Source organism: Streptomyces sp. NPDC087263, from assembly GCF_044744645.1.
Classification (GTDB): domain Bacteria; phylum Actinomycetota; class Actinomycetes; order Streptomycetales; family Streptomycetaceae; genus Streptomyces.
This window is the reverse complement of the sequence record NZ_JBIUYT010000004.1, coordinates 137,484-156,296: the sequence shown is the minus strand read 5'-3', so window position 1 is coordinate 156,296 and position 18,813 is coordinate 137,484. Positions and strand designations below refer to the sequence as shown.

Genomic DNA, 18,813 nt, shown 5'->3' with positions numbered 1-18,813 from the left:
CATCGCTCAACGGTCCACTCTCTCACCCGTCCCGGACGGGCCGGTGCTTTCCGGTGCGGTGTCCGGTGTCAGGTCACTCGGGTGCTCCGGGTCGTCTGCCCCGGACTCCGTGCCGGACTCGCCTGCGGGGCGGTCCTGGGAATCCTCGGCGGCGCTGTCCTCAGTCTCCACGGGGACGGCGCCGTCGCCTGTGCCGTCTTCGCTCGCGCTCTCGCCCTCGCGAGCGTCCTCCTCGGCCTGTCGGGCTGTCGCGCGCTTGCGCTGCGTGTACATCCGGTATCCGGCGAGCACGAGCAACAGGAAGCCACCGCCGATGACCAGCATCACCGTGGAGGTGATCTCGGTGACCTTCACCTCGAAGGTGACGGGGGCGCCGTACTTCTGGCCGTCCTCCGTGTACAGCTGGGCGACCACCTTCACGGGACCGTTGGCCTTGGTCGAGGTGGTGAACTTCACCGACTGGCTGTGCTCACCCGCGACCGCGATCCGCTGCTCGTCGTAGGGGCCGTCGCCGATCTTGAGACGGGTCGGCTGCTCCGAGGTGAGGCGCAGGACCAGATGATCGACGCCCTGCACGAGATTGTTCTGCACGGTGACGGGGATCGTGGCGCTGCGGCCCGAGAGTTGCGCGTCGGACTTCTCGATCAGTTTGACGAGGCCGGTGAGGTCGTTGAGGTACGACGAAACGCTCGTACGGAAGGCCGCCGCCGGAGCGGCCCGGCTGCGCCAGGACGTCGACATCCCCCGGTCCATGGCCCGACCGAACGGGGTGACCACGCGGGACTGGTCGGTGAGGATGACCTTGAAGTTGTCGAGACTTGTCTGTGTGTCCCGGATCCACTCGAAGGCCGACTGCGGCAGTTGCTGCTTGCGCAGCGAGGAGGGGTACGCGGACTCGGCGGGCACCTTCGTGGTGGCACCCGGGTCCGGCTTGGCCTTCGCGGCAGCGGACAGACCCTGGGACTCCGACCAGTTCCCGTCCCGGAGTGCTGTCAGCGCCTGCGCCATCGTCTCGGCCTGGCTCGCGGACGGCACGCGCTGCGGGGCGATCACGATGCTGCGCTGCTTCTGTGGTTCTTGCAGGTTGATCGCCAGGCTCTGGGCGAGGAAATCCTGCACGGCGAGTGTGGAGTTGTCGGCCTCGGTCATATCGCCCTGGAAGTCGGTCGACAGCCGGGCGTCCGCGACCACCGCGGTCGTCCCGCCGCCGATGGGTCGGGCGGCGCTCGGCGTGTACGACAGCCCGCCCGTCTCGCGCAGGCTGTCGCTGCGGGCGATCACCTTGTCGGCGCCCGCGGAGGTGGCGACCTTGACGATCGACGGGTCGAGGGCGCCGTCGGCGGGCCAGGCGAAGTCCGTGTTCGGCGTGACGTGAAGGACCGTGTCCACCGTGGAGGCTGCCACGTCCGTTGCGTCCTTGAGGTGGCTGAGGGAGCCGGTGATGTTCGTGCCGTTGTGCGCCAGCGACGCGAGATCGGGGTCGGCGAAGGGGAGGGCGACGACTTCCTTGTCCTTGACTGTCGTCTCCAGCTTGGCGAGCCACTGCTTGGCGATCGCCTGGTTCTTGCCGGCCGTGGTGGTGTCGCCGTCCTGGATCTGGTAGCTGCGCGTCATGGCGTCGACGGAGGCCAGCAGGTCCGGGTCGAGTACCCAGGTGACGTCCAGGTCGCTGCCCAAGGACACCAACTGGTCCAGGCGGCCGCCCGGGGAGATCTCCGCGGCCAGGTCGTCGTTCTCGAAGACGGGTGTCTGCTGAGCGTCCGAGCCGGTCTCCGCCGTCAGGTGGACCGTGGAGATCAGTGGCCAGAGGTACGTCGTCTTCGTCTTCGTGTCAGCCGCGTCGGGCTGCCAGGGCAGGAACGTCCGCTGGATGCCGAGGATCTGGTCCCACGGCTGCGCGGCGGTCCGGCCCGTGAGGGAGACGGCGAGCTGGTAGACGCCGTCGGCGCCGAGGTCCAGATCGTCGACGGGCACCGAGATGCTGAAGGGCTGCGAGACGCCGACGGCGAGTTCGGAGAACTTCGCGACGTACGAGCCACCGACCTCCGAGGCATCGATTCCCGGCTGGAACTCGGTTCGCTTCGCGGCGCTGTCGATGGCGGAGAGGCTGGTGAGCGACGGACCTACACGGATGCCCACGTGGGCATCCGTGACCGTCTGCTTGCCGTTGTTGGTGACCGTGCCGGAGACGGTGACGGTGTCACCAGTCGTAGGGACGCTGGGGGTGAGTGAGTCCAGGGAGACGTCGACCGTGCTGGACCCGGTGGCGTCGGCCACAGCGGTCCTCTCGGCGGCGTATGCGGACGTGCCCAGGGGCAGCTGGAGCAGCCCGGTCAGCAGGGGCACACCGGCGAGAAGTACGCCGCTGCGCCGGAGCCACCGGCGGGCAGGTGAGGGACTCATCCCCTGGAAGTCTGCCGCCTCGGCCACGCGCTCGCCCGTCCCTCGTCATCGTCAGTGGTCGTCGGAATGTGCGTCCACGCATGGTAACGATGTGCGCTGAGGGGAAGTGCCGCGGACTGCTCCACAAGATCGGGAGTCCGGGCCGAGTGTCCTGTATGTGCGTATATCGATGCCCCTACGGGTGTGCGTGTTTTATGGAGGCGCCCGTGGGGGCCTCGGCCACGTACCCTTTTCTGTTGTGCCGAATGCCAATGAAGACAACCCCAGTGCCCTGAGCCAGGTGCAGCGCCGCGCGGTGACTGAACTGCTGCGGGTGTCCCCTGTCGCCGACGACCTTGCCCGCCGATTCGGGGAGGCCGGGTTCTCACTCGCTCTGGTCGGCGGCTCGGTCCGGGACGCGCTCCTTGGCCGGCTCGGCAACGACCTGGACTTCACGACGGACGCCCGCCCCGAGGACGTACTGAAGATCGTGCGGCCCTGGGCGGACGCCGTGTGGGAGGTCGGGATCGCCTTCGGTACCGTCGGCGTACAGAAGGACGCTCGCGTGGGCGATGTGCAGCAGTCGTTCCAGATCGAGATCACGACGTACCGCTCCGAGGCGTACGACCGGACTTCCCGGAAGCCCGAGGTGTCTTACGGCGACTCCATCGAGGAAGATCTCGTGCGCCGGGACTTCACCGTGAACGCGATGGCCGTCGCGCTGCCGGAGAAGGAGTTCATCGACCCGCACGGAGGCCTGGACGACCTGTCGGGCCGCATCCTGCGGACTCCGGGTACCCCCGAGGCGTCTTTCTCCGACGATCCGCTGCGGATGATGCGGGCCGCACGGTTCGCCGCGCAGCTGGACTTCGAGGTGGCGCCCGAGGTGGTGGCCGCGATGACGGACATGGCCGGGCGCATCGAGATCGTCTCCGCGGAGCGGGTACGGGACGAGCTGAACAAGCTGATCCTGTCCGCGCACCCGCGCAAAGGTCTGACGCTGCTCGTAGACACCGGGCTCGCCGACCATGTGCTGCCGGAGCTCCCCGCGCTTCGTCTGGAGCGCGACGAGCACCATCGGCACAAGGACGTCTACGACCACACCCTGATCGTCCTGGAGCAGGCGATGGAGCTGGAGGAAGACGGTCCCGACCTGACTCTTCGGCTCGCCGCGCTGCTGCACGACATCGGCAAGCCAAGGACGCGCCGCTTCGAGCAGGATGGGCGGGTCTCCTTCCACCACCACGAGATGGTGGGCGCGAAGATGACCAAGAAGCGGATGACGGCACTCAAGTACTCGAATGATCTCGTGAAGGATGTCTCACGTCTGGTCGAACTCCACCTGCGCTTCCACGGGTACGGCACCGGAGAGTGGACGGACTCAGCCGTTCGTCGCTATGTCCGCGACGCCGGCCCCCTCCTGGATCGGCTCCACAAGCTGACCCGCTCCGACTGCACCACCCGTAATAAGCGGAAAGCGACCGCACTCTCCCGGGCGTACGACGGCCTGGAGGAACGCATCGCCCAGCTTCAGGAGCAGGAGGAGCTGGACTCGATCCGCCCCGATCTCGACGGCAACGAGATCATGGGCATCCTCGGTATCGGCCCTGGACCGGCCATTGGCGAGGCCTACAAGTTCCTGTTGGAGCTTCGGCTGGAGAACGGGCCGATGGAGCATGACGCGGCCGTGTCGGCACTCAAGGAGTGGTGGGCCGCGCAGGGCTGAGGCCTTTGATGGCGGGTCATGTTTCACGTGAAACATGACCCGGCGCGCTACGGAGGGGCGATGTTTCACGTGAAACATCGCCCCTCACGACTGAGGTGTCACTCGCCGCGCTTTGAGGCGAGCCAAAGCAGCAGTCACTGCGGCGTAGAGCACGGCCACGGTGACGACGAGAGAGACGGAACGTCCATCTGGAGGCAGTATCAACGCGGCCACTGCGGCCGCGCCGACGAAGGCGACGTTGAACAGGACGTCGTAGACGGAGAAGATCCGGCCGCGGAAGGCGTCGTCGACCGAGAACTGCACGATGGTGTCCGTCGCGATTTTCGCCCCCTGTGTGGTCAGCCCCAGGACGAAGGCGGCGACCAGCATGGGGGCGGCGGCGAACGGTAGGCCGAGCGCGGGTTCCAGGACGGAGGCGGCGCCGGCGCACGCGACGATCCAGCCGCCGGGGCCCAGTCGTCCCGCCGCCCAGGGCGTCACCACGGCCGCGACGAAGAACCCCGCCCCTGAAATACCCAGGGCCAACCCCAGTAGCGCTAGCCCGTCGTCGTCCGAGCCGGATGTCCAGGCGTACCGGCACAGCATCAGCACCATGACGGTCAGGGCGCCGTAGCAGAAGCGCATCACCGTCATCGCCATGAGCGCCCAGGCCGCCTCCCGGCGTGCGGGCTCGGCCAGATGACGCACGCCCGCCGCGAGGCCGCGAGCGGTGCCCGTGAGTGCCGTGGACAGCCTTGAGGGGGCCAACTGCTGGTCGGGGCCCAGTAGTTCTGGGGCGAGGCGCAGGGAGGCGAGGGCCGAGCACAGATACAGGGCTGCCCCGACGAGGACGACCGCCGCGTCGGAGTCCGAGGCGACCAGTCGTACGACGAACGCGAGCCCGGCGCCCGTGGTCGCGGCGAGCGTCCCGGCGGTGGGCGACAAGGAGTTGGCCATGACCAGCCGATCGGAGTCGACGACGCGGGGCAGCGCGGCCGAAAGGCCGGACAGGACAAAGCGATTGACCGCCGTGACGCACAACGCGGAGACGTAGAAGAGCCAGTCCGGGACATGGCTCAGCATCAGGACGGCCGTCACGCACGCCAGTGCCGCCCGCAGCAGGTTGCCGTACAGGAAGACCTGGCGGCGTCGCCAGCGGTCCAGCAGGACGCCGGCGAAGGGGCCGATGAGGGAGTACGGGAGCAGTAGAACGGCCATGGCGGAGGCGATCGAGACCGCCGAGGTCTGCTTCTCGGGTGAGAAGACGACGTACGTGGCGAGCGCGACCTGGTAGACCCCGTCGGCACCCTGGGACAGCAGCCGTACGCCGAGCAGGCGCCTGAAGCCCTGGAAGCGCAGGAGTACGCGCAGATCACGTACGACAGCCATGGGCACAGCCTCACATACGAGGAGGGTCCCCGGGCGGAATGCCCGGGGACCCTCAACAGCCTTCGCGGAGATGAGCTTTGGCGCGCATCTCTGGGTCTTGCTAGCGCTCGACCTCGCCCTTGATGAACTTCTCGACGTTGGCGTAGGCCTCGTCGTCGAAGTACTGGACCGGCGGGGACTTCATGAAGTAGCTCGACGCGGAGAGGATCGGGCCACCGATGCCGCGGTCCTTGGCGATCTTCGCGGCGCGCAGGGCGTCGATGATGACGCCCGCGGAGTTCGGGGAGTCCCAGACCTCGAGCTTGTACTCCAGGCTCAGCGGGACATCGCCGAAGGCGCGGCCCTCAAGGCGGACGTACGCCCACTTGCGGTCGTCCAGCCACTGCACGTAGTCCGACGGGCCGATGTGGACGTTCTTCTCGCCCAGGTCGCGGTCGCGGATCTGCGAGGTGACGGCCTGCGTCTTCGAGATCTTCTTGGACTCGAGGCGGTCGCGCTCCAGCATGTTCTTGAAGTCCATGTTGCCGCCGACGTTGAGCTGCATGGTGCGCTCAAGACGGACACCGCGGTCCTCGAACAGCTTCGCCATCACACGGTGCGTGATGGTCGCGCCGACCTGCGACTTGATGTCGTCGCCGACGATTGGGACGCCGGCCTCGGTGAACTTGTCCGCCCACTCCTTGGTACCGGCGATGAAGACCGGGAGGGCGTTGACGAAGGCGACCTTGGCGTCGATGGCGCACTGGGCGTAGAACTTCGCCGCGTCCTCGGAGCCGACGGGGAGGTAGCAGATCAGGACGTCGACCTGCTTGTCCTTCAGGACCTGGACGATGTCGACCGGGGTCTCGTCGGACTCCTCGATGGTCTGGCGGTAGTACTTGCCGAGGCCGTCGAGGGTGTGGCCGCGCTGGACCGTGATGCCCTTGTTCGGAACGTCGCAGATCTTGATGGTGTTGTTCTCGCTGGCACCGATGGCGTCGGAGAGGTCGAGGCCGACCTTCTTCGCGTCGACGTCGAAGGCGGCGACGAACTCGATGTCACGGATGTGGTACTCGCCGAACTGGACGTGCATCAGGCCGGGCACCTTGGCCGCCGGGTCGGCGTCCTTGTAGTACTCGACGCCCTGCACCAGCGAGGCGGCGCAGTTACCCACACCGACAATGGCTACGCGAACCGAACCCATTCCGATTGCTCCCTGTATGTACTGGTGAAACCCCGAACGGGTCTCACGTGGTGGTGTCGTCGGACGGATCCGGCCGGGAGCTGTCCCGGTGCCGGGGCAGGCCGCCCGTCTCGCCAGATGTGCTGTTCTGCTGAGCGGGGCTTTCGGAGGCGGAACCTTTGACGTCCCGTCCTGCCCGCTCGCTTTCGATGAGCTCGTTCAGCCAGCGCACTTCGCGCTCCACGGACTCCATTCCGTGGCGCTGGAGCTCAAGCGTGTAGTCGTCGAGACGCTCCCGGGTCCGCGCCAGGGAGGCGCTCATCTTCTCCAGGCGCTCCTCGAGGCGGCTGCGGCGGCCCTCCAGTACGCGCATGCGCACGTCGCGTGACGTCTGCCCGAAGAAGGCGAAGCGAGCGGCGAAGTGCTCGTCCTCGTATGCGTCGGGACCCGTCTGGGAGAGCAGCTCCTCGAAGTGTTCCTTACCTTCCGCCGTCAATCGATAGACGATCTTGGCGCGACGCCCTGTGAGTGGAGCGGCGAGGGCGTCTTCGGGTGTGGCCCCCGGCTCCTCGATCAACCAGCCGTTGGTGACCAGCGTCTTGAGACAGGGGTAGAGCGTTCCGTAACTGAAGGCACGGAACACACCCAGTGATGTGTTGAGTCGTTTGCGCAGCTCATAGCCGTGCATCGGAGACTCGCGGAGCAGGCCGAGGACGGCGAACTCGAGGATCCCGGAACGCCGGCTCACGTCGCCTCCTCCCTGTCGCTGTCGCCTCGGCACGGTCCTTATGCCGAGCTGATGTATCGACTCGATACATCGACACGATAGAACGGCCACTCGGATGCGGCAAGAGGGGTCACGGTGAACGGCGTCACATCACTGATTCATACGAAGCAAGTTGCCTGATTTGGGGTGAACTTAGGCCCTCGGCAGGTTTTGACGGTGCGTAGTCTGTGCGGCATGCACACCACGGGGAACCAAGTGACGTCTGAGGACGTCACCGTCCTCGGTGCAGTACGGATGAATGCGATTACCACCGCATCCGTACTTCGGGGGGACCGGAAACCAGCCGCTGCCGTTTCCAGGCGTGCATGGGTGCGCCTGCCCGAGGAGTAATCGTTCGATGAGCGAGCACCGTCGCAAACTGCCGCAGTCGCAGGAAGGCGGACGTGCCGCGGCCCGACGCGGCCAGTCCGGCTCGACCTCCGGCCGCCGCGCGGCACCGCGTGGCGCCACCGAGTCTCCTTCCGACTCCTATGGGTCGGGGGGTGAAGAGGAGCGCTCGTACGGTGGCCGTGCCGAGGCCCGTCGTGCGTCGCAGAGAGGTGGCGGCGGCCGGCGCAGAGGCGCCGACGGCTCCGGCTCCGGAGGCGGAGGCCGACGTGGTGGCCCCGGGGGCCCGAGCGGTCCCGGGCGTGGCCGCGGCCGCGCCACCGGGCCCGTCAAGAAGCGCATCATCGACTATCCGCGGGCGGGCAAGTACGGCGCAGCGCGCTGGGTCCCGTCCTGGAAGCTGGTCACAGGGCTGTTCATCGGCTTCTGCGGCAGCCTGGTGGCGGTGGCAGGCGTTGCGTACGCCCTGGTGGGCGTCCCGGACGTCGCCAAGACCGCAGAGGCGCAGAACAACGTCTACTACTGGGCCGACGGCAGCCAGATGGTCGCCACCGGTGGCGAGACGAACCGTCAGATCATCAGCTACGCGCAGATCCCCAAGGAGATGCGGTTCGCGGTCATGTCGGCCGAGAACAAGACGTTCGAGACCGACAGTGGCGTCGACCCGATGGGTATCGCCCGAGCCTTCTACAACATGGCCAAGGGCGGCCAGACGCAGGGTGGCTCCACCATCACCCAGCAGTTCGTGAAGAACGCGATGCTGGACGACCAGTCCCAGACGATCTCCCGGAAGTTCACGGAGCTGTTCGTCTCTGTAAAGGTCGGTGCCGTGATGAAGAAGGAGGACATCATGGCCGGCTACCTGAACTCCGCGTACTACGGGCGCAACGCCTACGGAATCCAGGCAGCGGCACGCGCCTACTTCGACAAGGACGCCACCCACCTGAACCCGAGTGAGTGCGCCTTCCTGGCGGCGATGCTCAAGGGCGCCACGTACTACGACCCCGCAGGTGCCGTGTCGATCGACCCGGCCGCCACTCCTCAGGCCAACCGCGAGCGCGCCGAGTACCGGTGGGGTTGGATTCTCGACGAAGAGGTCAAGGACGGGCGACTGACCGCCGAAGTGCGGGACAAGTACACCAAGTTCCCCGAGCCGCAGAGCCCGCGGTCGAACGCCCAGTTGAGCGGTCAGATCGGTTACCTCGTCGACCTGGCCAATTCGTACCTCATCAACAACAACACCAAGATCACTCAGGAGCAGCTTCAGCAGGGCGGCTACGAGATCTATACGACCTTCGACAAGGAGAAGGTCGAGGCGCTCGAAGCTTCCGTGAAGAAGGTCCAAAAGGAGAACATCGACCCCAAGAAGCGCCCACAGACGGACACATTCGTCCAGTTCGGCGGGGCTTCCGTGGATCCGGACACCGGCGCGATCAAGGCGATCTACGGCGGCGAGGACGCGACCAAGCACTTCACGGACAACGCCGACGCGACGGGTGCCCAGGTCGGTTCGACGTTCAAGCCGTTCGTGCTGGCGGCGGCCATGTCGTGGGGTGTGAAAGATCCCGACGGTGATTCGGTCCAGGCGCAGGACGAGCGCACCGTCGTCTCTCCGAAGAGCCTCTACAGCGGCAAGAACAAGCTGAAGATCCAGGACTACGACCACACCGTCTGGACGGACAAGGACGGCAAGGAGTGGTTGCAGACGAACGATGGTGGTGAGTCGTACAACGCGCCCAGCTACGACATTGACCTCCGCGAGGCGATGCGCGAGTCCGTCAACTCCGCGTACGTCCAGCTGGGTATGGACGTCGGCCTGGACAAGGTCAAGGAGGCCGCAGCGGACGCGGGCATTCTGGAGTCGAGTTTTGCCGGCGCCAATTACCCGTCCTTCTCCCTCGGTACGTCCGATCCGAGCGCGATCCGTATGGCCGGTGCCTACGCCACCTTCGCGGCCAGCGGAAAGCAGAACAATCCGTACTCGGTCGAGAAGGTCACTGACCAGACTGGCAACGTCTTCCAGCACAAGGGCGCGGCCAAGGATGCCTTCACTCCGGATGTTGCCGACAATGTCACCGACGTTCTGAAGACCGTGGTGGACAAGGGAACCGGTACCGCTGCCAAGCTGACCGGCCGTGACGTGGCCGGTAAGACCGGTACCACCGACGGCAACAAGTCCGCCTGGTTCGTCGGCTACACCCCGCAGTTGTCGACCGCGATCGGCATGTATCGCATGGACGACGACGAGACAAAGAAGAACCGCGAGTTTCTGGAGATGTACGGCACGGGTGGCGAGGAGAAGATCCACGGTGCCTCGTTCCCGGCCCAGATCTGGCATGACTACATGGAGCAGGCGCTCAAGGGTGAGGAGGCGGAGGACTTCCCGACGCCCAAGGACATCGGTACGGTCCTCAACGACACCCCGAGTCCGAGTGTGACCCCCTCGCCCACCGAGAGCGTGGTGGAGAGCTCGACGCCGACTCCCACGCCCAGCTTGACCACGACGTCTCCCTCGCCTTCGGCGAGCGAGACCTGTGGCAGCTTCGACTTCAACTGCTCCGACACCGGTGGAACAGACACCGGCGGTACGGGTACGGGTGGTACGGACGGAGGGGCGTCCGCCACACCATCGGAGTCGACCAGTAACAGCACAAGTAACGGGAACGCCAATGGAGGACTCTTCGGAGGGTCGAGCGGATAGCCGCCTCCGTGTGTGTTTCACGTGAAACACGCCGTTTCACGTGAAACGAGGGCCGCCGCACCTGTACAGGTGCGGCGGCCCTCGTCGTGTACTCAGGTCCGTACGGCAGGATGTGCGCCATGCCCAGTGCAGAGACGACGCGAGCGAGCGTGCGCGAGCCAGAGCTGGTACGGCCGACCAAGGAAGACGAGGTGGCCGCGACCGGCAGTGAGCTGATCGGCGGCCCCATCGGGCGACGCGCCCTGTCCGGGACGTCCTGGTGGACTCCCGTGCGGGTTGTCGCACTCATCGCGATCGGCGTATTCGCCCTTGGCATGGTGCAGAAACTGCCGTGCTACGACGGCGCCTGGTTCTTCGGGGCCAGCTCCCAGTACACGCATGCGTGCTACTCGGACATCCCGCACCTCTACCAGGGACGCGGCTTCGCCGACGGTCTCGTGCCGTACTTCGACAAGCTCCCCGGCGACATGGAGTACCTCGAGTACCCGGTGCTCACCGGCGTGTTCATGGAGGTCGCGTCCTGGCTCACGCCGGGCAGCGGAAGCATCCAGGACCAGGAGCAGATCTACTGGATGGTCAACGCCGGGATGCTGATGGTGTGCGCGGCGGTCATCGCCGTATGCACCGCGCGTACCCACCGTCGCAGGCCCTGGGACGGCCTCCTGGTCGCTCTCGCGCCCGCTTTCGCGCTTACGGCCACCATCAACTGGGATCTCCTCGCTGTGGCCCTCCTGGCCGCTGCGATGCTCATGTGGTCGCGAGGCCGTGTGCTGGCGTTCGGTGTGCTCATCGGGCTCGCCACGGCCGCCAAGTTCTACCCGTTCCTGGTGCTCGGGCCGCTTTTCCTGCTGTGCTGGCGAGCGGGCAGGTGGCGTGAGTTCGGGACCGCGCTGCTGGGTGCGGTCGGAGCCTGGCTCCTCGTGAACCTTCCGGTGATGTACCTCGCGCCGGAAGGGTGGTCGAAGTTCTACAGCTTCAGCCAGGAGCGGGGAGTCGACTTCGGTTCGATCTTCCTGTTCCTCTCGAACTGGCTGAAGATCACGATCACCGCGGACACGGCGAACACCTGGGCGCTGATCATGATGCTGCTCGTGTGCCTGGGCCTGGCCGCGGTCACCCTCACCGCCCCACGCCGCCCCCGCTTCGCTCAGCTCGTCTTCCTGATCGTCGCGGCTTTCATCCTCACCAACAAGGTCTACTCGCCCCAGTACGTGCTGTGGCTGGTCCCCCTCGCCGCGCTGGCCCGGCCGCGCTGGCGGGACTTCCTGATCTGGCAGGCGTGCGAGGTGGCGTACTTCCTGGGTATCTGGATGTATCTCGCCTACACGACCAGCGGCGACGCTCACAAGGGCCTGCCGACCGAGGGCTATCAAGTCGCCATCGTCGTCCACCTGTTGGGGACGCTGTACCTGTGCGCCGTTGTCGTCCGCGACATCTTCCTGCCCGAGCGGGACATGGTGCGGCGCGCTGGTGACGACGATCCGTCGGGCGGGGTGCTGGATGGTGCGGAGGACGTCTTCGTGTTCGGGGCTGCTGCTCATCCGCCACGGCATGCCGCGCACTTCGACGGGCCTCAGGTGGACTGGGGCAGCGGGAGTACCACGGCTGGAGACCGTTCGCTCTGAGCGAACAGGGTGAAGGGAAGCCATGTGAAAGGCCGTACACGGCGTCCGTGTACGGCCTTTCACATGGGTCGAGCGTGTCGTCTTCCGAGAGTCAGTGTTCGACGACGCGGTCGAACTGGGTGGTGGTGTGCCGCAGATGGGCCACGAGTTCGTCGCCGACCTTCGGCTCGGTGGCGTCCGAGGGCACGAAGAGGATGGAGACCTGCATGTGCGGGGGCTCCGCGAACCAGCGCTGCTTGCCCGCCCAGACGAACGGGGAGAGGTTCCGGTTGACCGTCGCGAGGCCGGCGCGGGCGACGCCCTTGGCGCGCGGCATGACGCCGTGCAGCGCCTTCGGGGCCTCCAGACCCACACCGTGCGACGTACCGCCCGCGACGACCACCAGCCAGCCGTCGGAGGCGGCCTTCTGCTGGCGGTAGCCGAAGCGGTCGCCCTTGGCGACGCGTGTGACGTCCAGGACAGCCCCGCGGTACTCGGTCGCCTCGTGGTCGCCCAGCCACAGCCGCGTACCGATGCGGGCGCGGAAGCGGGTCTGCGGGAACTGCTGCTGGAGACGGTAGAGTTCCTCGGCCTTGAGGTGGCTGACGAACATCGTGTGCAGCGGCAGACGGGCGGCGCGGAGACGGTCCATCCAGCCGATGACCTCCTCGACGGCGTCCGAGCCGTCGGTGCGGTCCAGTGGCAGGTGGATGGCGAAGCCCTCCAGCCGGACGTTCTCTATGGCGGCGTGCAGATGCGGCAGATCCTGCTCGCTCACTCCGTGCCGCTTCATCGAGGACATCACCTCGATGACGACGCGGGCGCCCACAAGGCCGTACACGCCGTCGATGGACGACACGGAGCGGATCACCCGGTCGGGCAGCGGTACCGGCTCCTCACCCCGCCTGAAAGGCGTCAGGACCAGCAGGTCACCACCGAACCAGTCCTTGATCCGGGCGGCTTCGTACGTGGTGCCGACGGCGAGGACGTCCGAGCCCAGGCGGGTGGCCTCGTCAGCGAGGCGCTCGTGGCCGAAGCCGTACCCGTTGCCCTTGCAGACGGGGACGAGCCCCGGAAACTGCTCGGACACCTGCTTGTGGTGTGCCCGCCAGCGCGCGGTGTCGACGTAGAGCGTGAGCGCCATGGCCGGTCCCGGAACCTTTCTCGTGGCTGCGGTGTATCAGAGGTATGAGCAGAAATTATGGCGGTTTCGCCGGACCGATGGAGCGATATCGGGTCGGGTCAAGGGCTCGGCATGCGAATCGGGCCGGATCAGCGGCGCGACATGTAGATGTCGAGTGCCTTGTGGAGCAGCTTGTTGAGCGGGAAGTCCCATTCGCCGAGGTACTCCGCGGCCTCCCCGCCCGTGCCCACCTTGAACTGGATCAGGCCGAAGAGGTGGTCGGTCTCGTCCAGCGAGTCGGAGATACCACGCAGGTCGTAGACGGTCGCCCCGAGTGCGTACGAGTCGCGCAGCATGCGCCACTGCATCGCGTTCGAGGGCCGGACCTCCCGCCCGATGTTGTCCGAGGCGCCGTACGAGTACCAGACGTGTCCGCCGACGACCAGCATCGTCGCCGCGGACAGGTTCACGCCGTCGTGCCGGGCGAAGTAGAGCCGCATGCGGTTGGGGTCCTCGGTGTTGAGGGCCGTCCACATGCGCTGGAAGTACGCCAACGGGCGGGGCCGGAAGTGGTCGCGGGTCGCGGTGATTTCGTACAGCCGCTGCCACTCCTCCAGGTCCTGGTAGCCGCCCTGGACGACCTCGACGCCCGCCTTCTCGGCCTTCTTGATGTTGCGGCGCCACAGCTGGTTGAAGTTCTTGTGGACCTCTTCCAGGGAGCGGTTGGCGAGCGGCACCTGGAAGACGTAGCGCGGCTGTACGTCGCCGAAGCCGGCGCCGCCGTCCTCACCCTGCTGCCAGCCCATGCGGCGCAGTTTGTCGGCGACCTCGAAGGCGCGCGGTTCGATGAAGTCCGCCTCGATGTCACGCAGCCGCTTCACGTCCGGGTTCTGGATGCCGCCCTTGATGGAAGTGGCCTCCCAACGCCGGATGATCACCGGCGGGCCCATCTTCACGGAGAAGGCGCCCTGCTGCTTGAGATGCGCGAGCATCGGCTGCAGCCAGTCGTCGAGGTTCGGGGCGAACCAGTTGATGACCGGCCCCTCGGGCAGGTAGGCGAGATAGCGCTTGATCTTGGGCAGTTGGCGATACAGCACGAGCCCCGCCCCGACGATCTCGCCGGTCCTGTCGTCGAACCACCCGAGGTTCTCGGAGCGCCACTCCGCCTTGACGTCTGCCCAGGCCGGGACCTGCATGTGGCTGGCCGCGGGCAGACTCTGGATGTACGCCAGATGCTGCTCACGGCTGATGGTCCTCAGGGTCAGGCTCATTCCGGGCGCTCCTCGGGCTGGTGTGTCCCCATGGGTACAGGGGCTCCGGCTCTCGCGGCGAAGCCTACTGCGCCCCGTGAGCGCCCCGTCTGGCCGTATGGAACCTGCGCCCCGACCGATACGCGGCGGGGACGTCCCGAGGTGTTGTTCCGCCCTCTGGCGGGCCGTCAGCCGATGACGCCGCCGAACAGGCCGCCATGTGCCATACCCAGGAAGAAACCGACGCCCGCGGCACCGAGACCCAGGATCAGCCCGAAGCGCTCCCGTGTCGTCTCCGAGATGAACTGTCCGCCGGCACCGGTCAGGATGCCCACCAGCCCTGCCCAGGAACTGAGCAGATGAAGGCTGTGGAACTGCGCCGTGATGAAGGCCGTCAAGCCGAGCACCAGGGTCAGCCCGACCAGCGTGTCCTGGAGCGGGTGGGGCTTGTGGTCGGTGGCGAGCAGAGAACCGACGGTGTTGGGTCGCAATGTCTGTGCCATAAGGCACCTCCTGCGGAAGGCGGCGCACCGTAGCGCCATACACACCCGATGTGTACAGATTGACGCTCAACCCGGTCGGATTTCAACCGGAAGGCGATGTGCAGGTACTCTGTATCCTCTGCACCGGTGTCTGCCCAGGCCAAAGCCAGGTCACGACAGGGAAACCCGCTCGGTTCGCCGTTCGGGTAGCCCGATTGTCAGTGGCGGCCGATACCGTTGCGTACGCATCACAACCCTCCTGCCACGGAACGACCGTGGCCGCTGAGTCCAAAGGAGGTGGGTTCCACATGCGTCACTACGAAGTGATGGTCATCCTCGACCCCGAACTCGAAGAGCGCGCTGTTTCCCCGCTGCTCGAGAACTTCCTCTCCGTCGTCCGTGAGGGCAACGGAAAGGTCGAGAAGGTCGACACCTGGGGCCGTCGTCGTCTGTCCTACGAGATCAAGAAGAAGCCCGAGGGCATCTACTCGGTCATCGACCTGCAGGCCGAGCCTGCGGTCGTCAAGGAGCTCGACCGACAGATGAACCTGAACGAGTCGGTCCTCCGGACCAAGGTCCTCCGTCCCGAGACCCACTGAGCTCTCCAGCTCAGCTGATCCCGGGCATCGAGTAGCAGCACCAGCAGCCAGCAGCAAACCCGCCGAGAGGTTCCCCCATGGCAGGCGAGACCGTCATCACGGTCGTCGGCAATCTTGTCGATGACCCCGAGCTGCGCTTCACCCCTTCCGGTGCGGCGGTCGCGAAGTTCCGTGTCGCGTCCACTCCCCGCACCTTTGATCGTCAGACGAATGAGTGGAAGGACGGCGAAAGCCTGTTCCTGACCTGCTCGGTCTGGCGTCAGGCGGCGGAGAACGTCGCCGAATCGCTCCAGCGAGGCATGCGCGTCATTGTGCAGGGCCGGCTGAAGCAGCGGTCCTACGAGGACCGTGAGGGCGTCAAGCGCACGGTCTATGAACTGGACGTCGAAGAAGTCGGCGCCAGCCTGAAGAGCGCCACGGCCAAGGTCACCAAGACCACGGGTCGGGGCGGCCAGGGTGGATACAGCGGCGGCGGCGGTGGCGGCGGCCAGCAGGGCGGTAGCTGGGGCGGAGGCTCCGGCGGCGGTCAGCCGCAGGGCGGCGGCGCTCCCGCCGAAGACCCCTGGGCGACCAGCGCTCCTGCCGGTGGCAACCAGGGCGGCGGCGGTGGCGGCGGCTGGGGCGGAAGCTCCGGCGGCTCGACCGGCTCTGGCGCTCCTGGCGGCTCTGGCGGCGGCTACTCGGACGAGCCCCCCTTCTAAGGGCGGGGCTCGTACCCCCAACTTCTTGATCACACAGGAGAAACACCATGGCGAAGCCGCCTGTGCGCAAGCCTAAGAAGAAGGTCTGCGCTTTCTGCAAGGACAAGGTCACGTACGTGGACTACAAGGACACGAACATGCTGCGGAAGTTCATTTCCGACCGCGGCAAGATCCGTGCCCGCCGCGTGACCGGCAACTGCACGCAGCACCAGCGTGACGTCGCCACGGCTGTGAAGAACAGCCGTGAGATGGCGCTGCTGCCCTACACCTCCACCGCGCGATAAGGGAAGGGTGACTGACACATGAAGATCATCCTCACCCACGAGGTCTCCGGCCTCGGTGCCGCGGGCGACGTCGTCGACGTCAAGGACGGTTACGCTCGCAACTACCTGATCCCGCGGAACTTTGCGATCCGCTGGACCAAGGGCGGCGAGAAGGACGTCGAGCAGATTCGTCGTGCTCGCAAGATCCACGAGATCGCGACCATCGAGCAGGCCAACGAGATCAAGGCCCGTCTCGAAGGCGTGAAGGTCCGTCTGGCTGTTCGCTCCGGCGACGCCGGCCGTCTCTTCGGTTCCGTCACCCCGGCCGACATCGCCTCGGCGATCAAGGCTTCCGGTGGCCCCGAGGTCGACAAGCGCCGCATCGAACTGGGCGCGCCGATCAAGACCCTGGGCGCCCACGCGACGTCCGTGCGTCTGCACCCCGAGGTTGCCGCCAAGGTCAACATCGAGGTCGTCGCGGCCTGACCGTCGCGCTCGGCATAGCTGAGGGAAGGGCCGTACCCGGCTGGGTGCGGCCCTTCTTCGTGCGCTGAAGGCGCGGTTGGGTTTCGCGAAGATGCGTCCGGCTCTTCCTTCGTTTCACGTGAAACAGGGCGGAGGTTTCACGTGAAACCTCCGCCCTGTTTCACGTGAAACGCCTCAGCGCGTCGCGCCCGTGACGATCCAGCGTCCGGAGCGGGAACGGAGCCAGAGGGTCATCATCCGGACCGTCATCATCAGTGTCATCGCTCCCCAGAGCGCGGTGAGTCCGCCACCGAGTACCGGTACGAGCAGCGCTACGGGAGCGAAGATCAGCAGGGTGACCAGCATTGCCCAGGCCAGGTACGGCCCGTCCCCCGCACCCATCAGAACTCCGTCCAGGACGAAGACGATCCCGCTGATCGGCTGCGACACGGCGACCAGCAACAGGGCGGGCAGGGCGGCGTTCTGGACGACCGAGTCGCCGGTGAACAGAGGGAGGAACAGGGGGCGGGCGGCGATGACCAGCAAGCCGAGTACGACTCCCGTGGCGATTCCCCACTGAACCATGCGACGGCAGGCCTCCCGGGCGCCTTGGGCGTCGCCTGCGCCGAGGTAGCGTCCGATGATGGCCTGCCCGGCGATGGCGATCGCGTCGAGTGCGAAGACGAGCAGGCTCCACAGCGACAGAATGATCTGGTGTGCCGCCATGTCGGCGTCACCGAGACGTGCGGCGACCGCCGTGGCGATGATGAGGATCGCCCGCAGCGAGAGCGTGCGCACCAGCAGTGGCGCACCGGCCTGGGCGCAGGCGCGTATCCCAGCGGCATCCGGCCGCAACGAGGCGCCGTGCCTCCGGGCGCCGCGGATGACGACGTACAGATAGACCGCGGCCATGCCGCACTGGGCGATGACGGTGCCCCAGGCGGAACCTGCGATGCCGAGGCCGACACCGTAGACGAGACCGACGTTGAGGGCAGCGTTGGCGACGAAGCCGGCGATGGCGACGTACAGCGGGGTCTTTGTGTCCTGTAGTCCGCGCAGGACACCGGTGGCCGCGAGTACGACGAGCATGGCTGGGATGCCAAGTGCCGAGATACGTAGATAGGTGACGGCGTACGGGGCGGCCGTGTCCGAGGCGCCGAAGAGTTCCATCAGGGCTGGTGCCGTGGGCAGGGTGACGGCTATGACGGCTGCGCCGATCAGGAGGGCGAGCCAGATTCCGTCCATGCCCTGGCGGATCGCGGCCCGCAGATCTCCCGCGCCGACGCGGCGGGCGACGGCGGCCGTGGTGGCGTAGGCGAGGAAGACGAAGACGCCGACGGCCGTCATGAGGAGGGCGGAGGCAATGCCGAGGCCGGCCAGTTGAGCGGTGCCGAGGTGGCCGACAATCGCTGTGTCGGCCATGAGGAAGAGTGGCTCGGCGACGAGTGCACCGAAGGCCGGAACGGCCAGCGCGACGATCTCTCGGTCGTGTCGGCGTCGGACGGCCTTGGGTGCCGCGGAAGCCTGTGTCATGAGCACCAATCTAATCTTCCACAGGTAATAGATGCAAGTCATTAAGAACCCTTACTTGCCGTCCGGTGGGACACGCCGTCGCACTCCCTTTGCAACGATCTTGGTCCGACCGGGAAAGTTTTTCTTCTGCACAGCCGGTGGACGGGAAATGGGCAGGTCAGAGCACGTTCCTTGGAGATGCTGAGTGCTTGTTCACAGGCCTGTCCACCGAGTCGTACACAGGTTTCGTGGAGTTCTCCACAGCATCCGGGCCGTCGTCCACATGGCCTGTGGATAACCAGATTGGCTGACGGTGCCCGCGGGCCTAACGTGGGGCGACGCCCGCTCTCCTTTCCGTCCT

At 66.5% G+C, this 18,813-nt stretch carries 15 protein-coding genes; 7 read left to right on the top strand and 8 right to left on the bottom strand.

From position 1 onward, the window contains the following. Positions 1 to 6: 6 nt before the first annotated feature. A complete protein-coding gene (locus ACIPC1_RS14000) occupies positions 7 to 2,430 on the bottom strand; it encodes a DUF6049 family protein (protein ID WP_402516575.1) in 2,424 nt (807 codons plus the stop codon). Positions 2,431 to 2,641: 211 nt separating this feature from the next. Here ACIPC1_RS14000 and ACIPC1_RS13995 point away from each other — a divergent pair, with 211 nt between their 5' ends. Next, positions 2,642 to 4,108, top strand: coding sequence for a CCA tRNA nucleotidyltransferase (locus ACIPC1_RS13995; RefSeq protein ID WP_402516572.1), 1,467 nt, complete (start codon positions 2,642 to 2,644; stop codon positions 4,106 to 4,108). Positions 4,109 to 4,192: 84 nt separating this feature from the next. Here ACIPC1_RS13995 and ACIPC1_RS13990 read toward each other — a convergent pair whose 3' ends face one another. The 3 genes from ACIPC1_RS13990 to ACIPC1_RS13980 all read right to left on the bottom strand — a co-directional run bounded on the left by ACIPC1_RS13990 (position 4,193) and on the right by ACIPC1_RS13980 (position 7,386). Further along, positions 4,193 to 5,476 (bottom strand): MFS transporter, encoded by a 1,284-nt coding sequence (locus ACIPC1_RS13990; RefSeq protein ID WP_402516570.1) that lies wholly within the window; start codon positions 5,474 to 5,476, stop codon positions 4,193 to 4,195. Positions 5,477 to 5,576: 100 nt separating this feature from the next. Further along, positions 5,577 to 6,659, bottom strand: a complete 1,083-nt coding sequence (locus ACIPC1_RS13985; RefSeq protein WP_402516567.1) for an inositol-3-phosphate synthase — start codon at positions 6,657 to 6,659, stop codon at positions 5,577 to 5,579. A gap of 43 nt (positions 6,660 to 6,702) precedes the next feature. Continuing rightward, positions 6,703 to 7,386: a PadR family transcriptional regulator gene (locus ACIPC1_RS13980; protein WP_384391109.1), complete on the bottom strand. Its 684-nt coding sequence runs from the start codon at positions 7,384 to 7,386 to the stop codon at positions 6,703 to 6,705. A gap of 376 nt (positions 7,387 to 7,762) precedes the next feature. On the opposite strand from ACIPC1_RS13980, the gene ACIPC1_RS13975 reads away from it, so the two are divergent. Both ACIPC1_RS13975 and ACIPC1_RS13970 read left to right on the top strand, forming a co-directional pair. Then, entirely contained in the window at positions 7,763 to 10,453 is a 2,691-nt protein-coding gene (locus tag ACIPC1_RS13975; RefSeq protein WP_402516564.1) for a transglycosylase domain-containing protein, read from the top strand. A 119-nt stretch (positions 10,454 to 10,572) separates the two neighbouring features. Continuing rightward, positions 10,573 to 12,078 (top strand): glycosyltransferase family 87 protein, encoded by a 1,506-nt coding sequence (locus ACIPC1_RS13970; protein ID WP_402516562.1) that lies wholly within the window; start codon positions 10,573 to 10,575, stop codon positions 12,076 to 12,078. 91 nt (positions 12,079 to 12,169) lie between these two features. Here ACIPC1_RS13970 and ACIPC1_RS13965 read toward each other — a convergent pair whose 3' ends face one another. From ACIPC1_RS13965 to ACIPC1_RS13955, 3 genes are all read right to left on the bottom strand, one after another. Then, positions 12,170 to 13,201 (bottom strand): alanine racemase, encoded by a 1,032-nt coding sequence (locus ACIPC1_RS13965; protein WP_384391118.1) that lies wholly within the window; start codon positions 13,199 to 13,201, stop codon positions 12,170 to 12,172. Between the two features lie 128 nt (positions 13,202 to 13,329). Next, entirely contained in the window at positions 13,330 to 14,451 is a 1,122-nt protein-coding gene (gene femX / locus ACIPC1_RS13960; RefSeq protein WP_402516559.1) for a peptidoglycan bridge formation glycyltransferase FemX, read from the bottom strand. Positions 14,452 to 14,618: 167 nt separating this feature from the next. Next, on the bottom strand, positions 14,619 to 14,933 hold the full coding sequence (locus ACIPC1_RS13955; RefSeq protein ID WP_402516557.1) for a hypothetical protein: 315 nt from the start codon (positions 14,931 to 14,933) through the stop codon (positions 14,619 to 14,621). Positions 14,934 to 15,220: 287 nt separating this feature from the next. Between ACIPC1_RS13955 and rpsF the strand changes: the two genes are divergently transcribed. The 4 genes from rpsF to rplI all read left to right on the top strand — a co-directional run bounded on the left by rpsF (position 15,221) and on the right by rplI (position 16,961). Beyond that, entirely contained in the window at positions 15,221 to 15,511 is a 291-nt protein-coding gene (rpsF, locus tag ACIPC1_RS13950; protein WP_365301172.1) for a 30S ribosomal protein S6, read from the top strand. Positions 15,512 to 15,588: 77 nt separating this feature from the next. After that, complete coding sequence (locus ACIPC1_RS13945; RefSeq protein WP_402516554.1) at positions 15,589 to 16,212, top strand: single-stranded DNA-binding protein; 624 nt, start codon at positions 15,589 to 15,591, stop codon at positions 16,210 to 16,212. 47 nt (positions 16,213 to 16,259) lie between these two features. Next, positions 16,260 to 16,496, top strand: a complete 237-nt coding sequence (rpsR, locus tag ACIPC1_RS13940) for a 30S ribosomal protein S18 (protein WP_003949403.1) — start codon at positions 16,260 to 16,262, stop codon at positions 16,494 to 16,496. A gap of 18 nt (positions 16,497 to 16,514) precedes the next feature. Next, positions 16,515 to 16,961, top strand: a complete 447-nt coding sequence (gene rplI, locus ACIPC1_RS13935) for a 50S ribosomal protein L9 (protein ID WP_266458477.1) — start codon at positions 16,515 to 16,517, stop codon at positions 16,959 to 16,961. A 174-nt stretch (positions 16,962 to 17,135) separates the two neighbouring features. On the opposite strand, the gene ACIPC1_RS13930 is transcribed toward rplI, so the two are convergent. Continuing rightward, positions 17,136 to 18,482, bottom strand: coding sequence for an MATE family efflux transporter (locus ACIPC1_RS13930; RefSeq protein ID WP_402516552.1), 1,347 nt, complete (start codon positions 18,480 to 18,482; stop codon positions 17,136 to 17,138). Positions 18,483 to 18,813 lie beyond the last annotated feature (331 nt).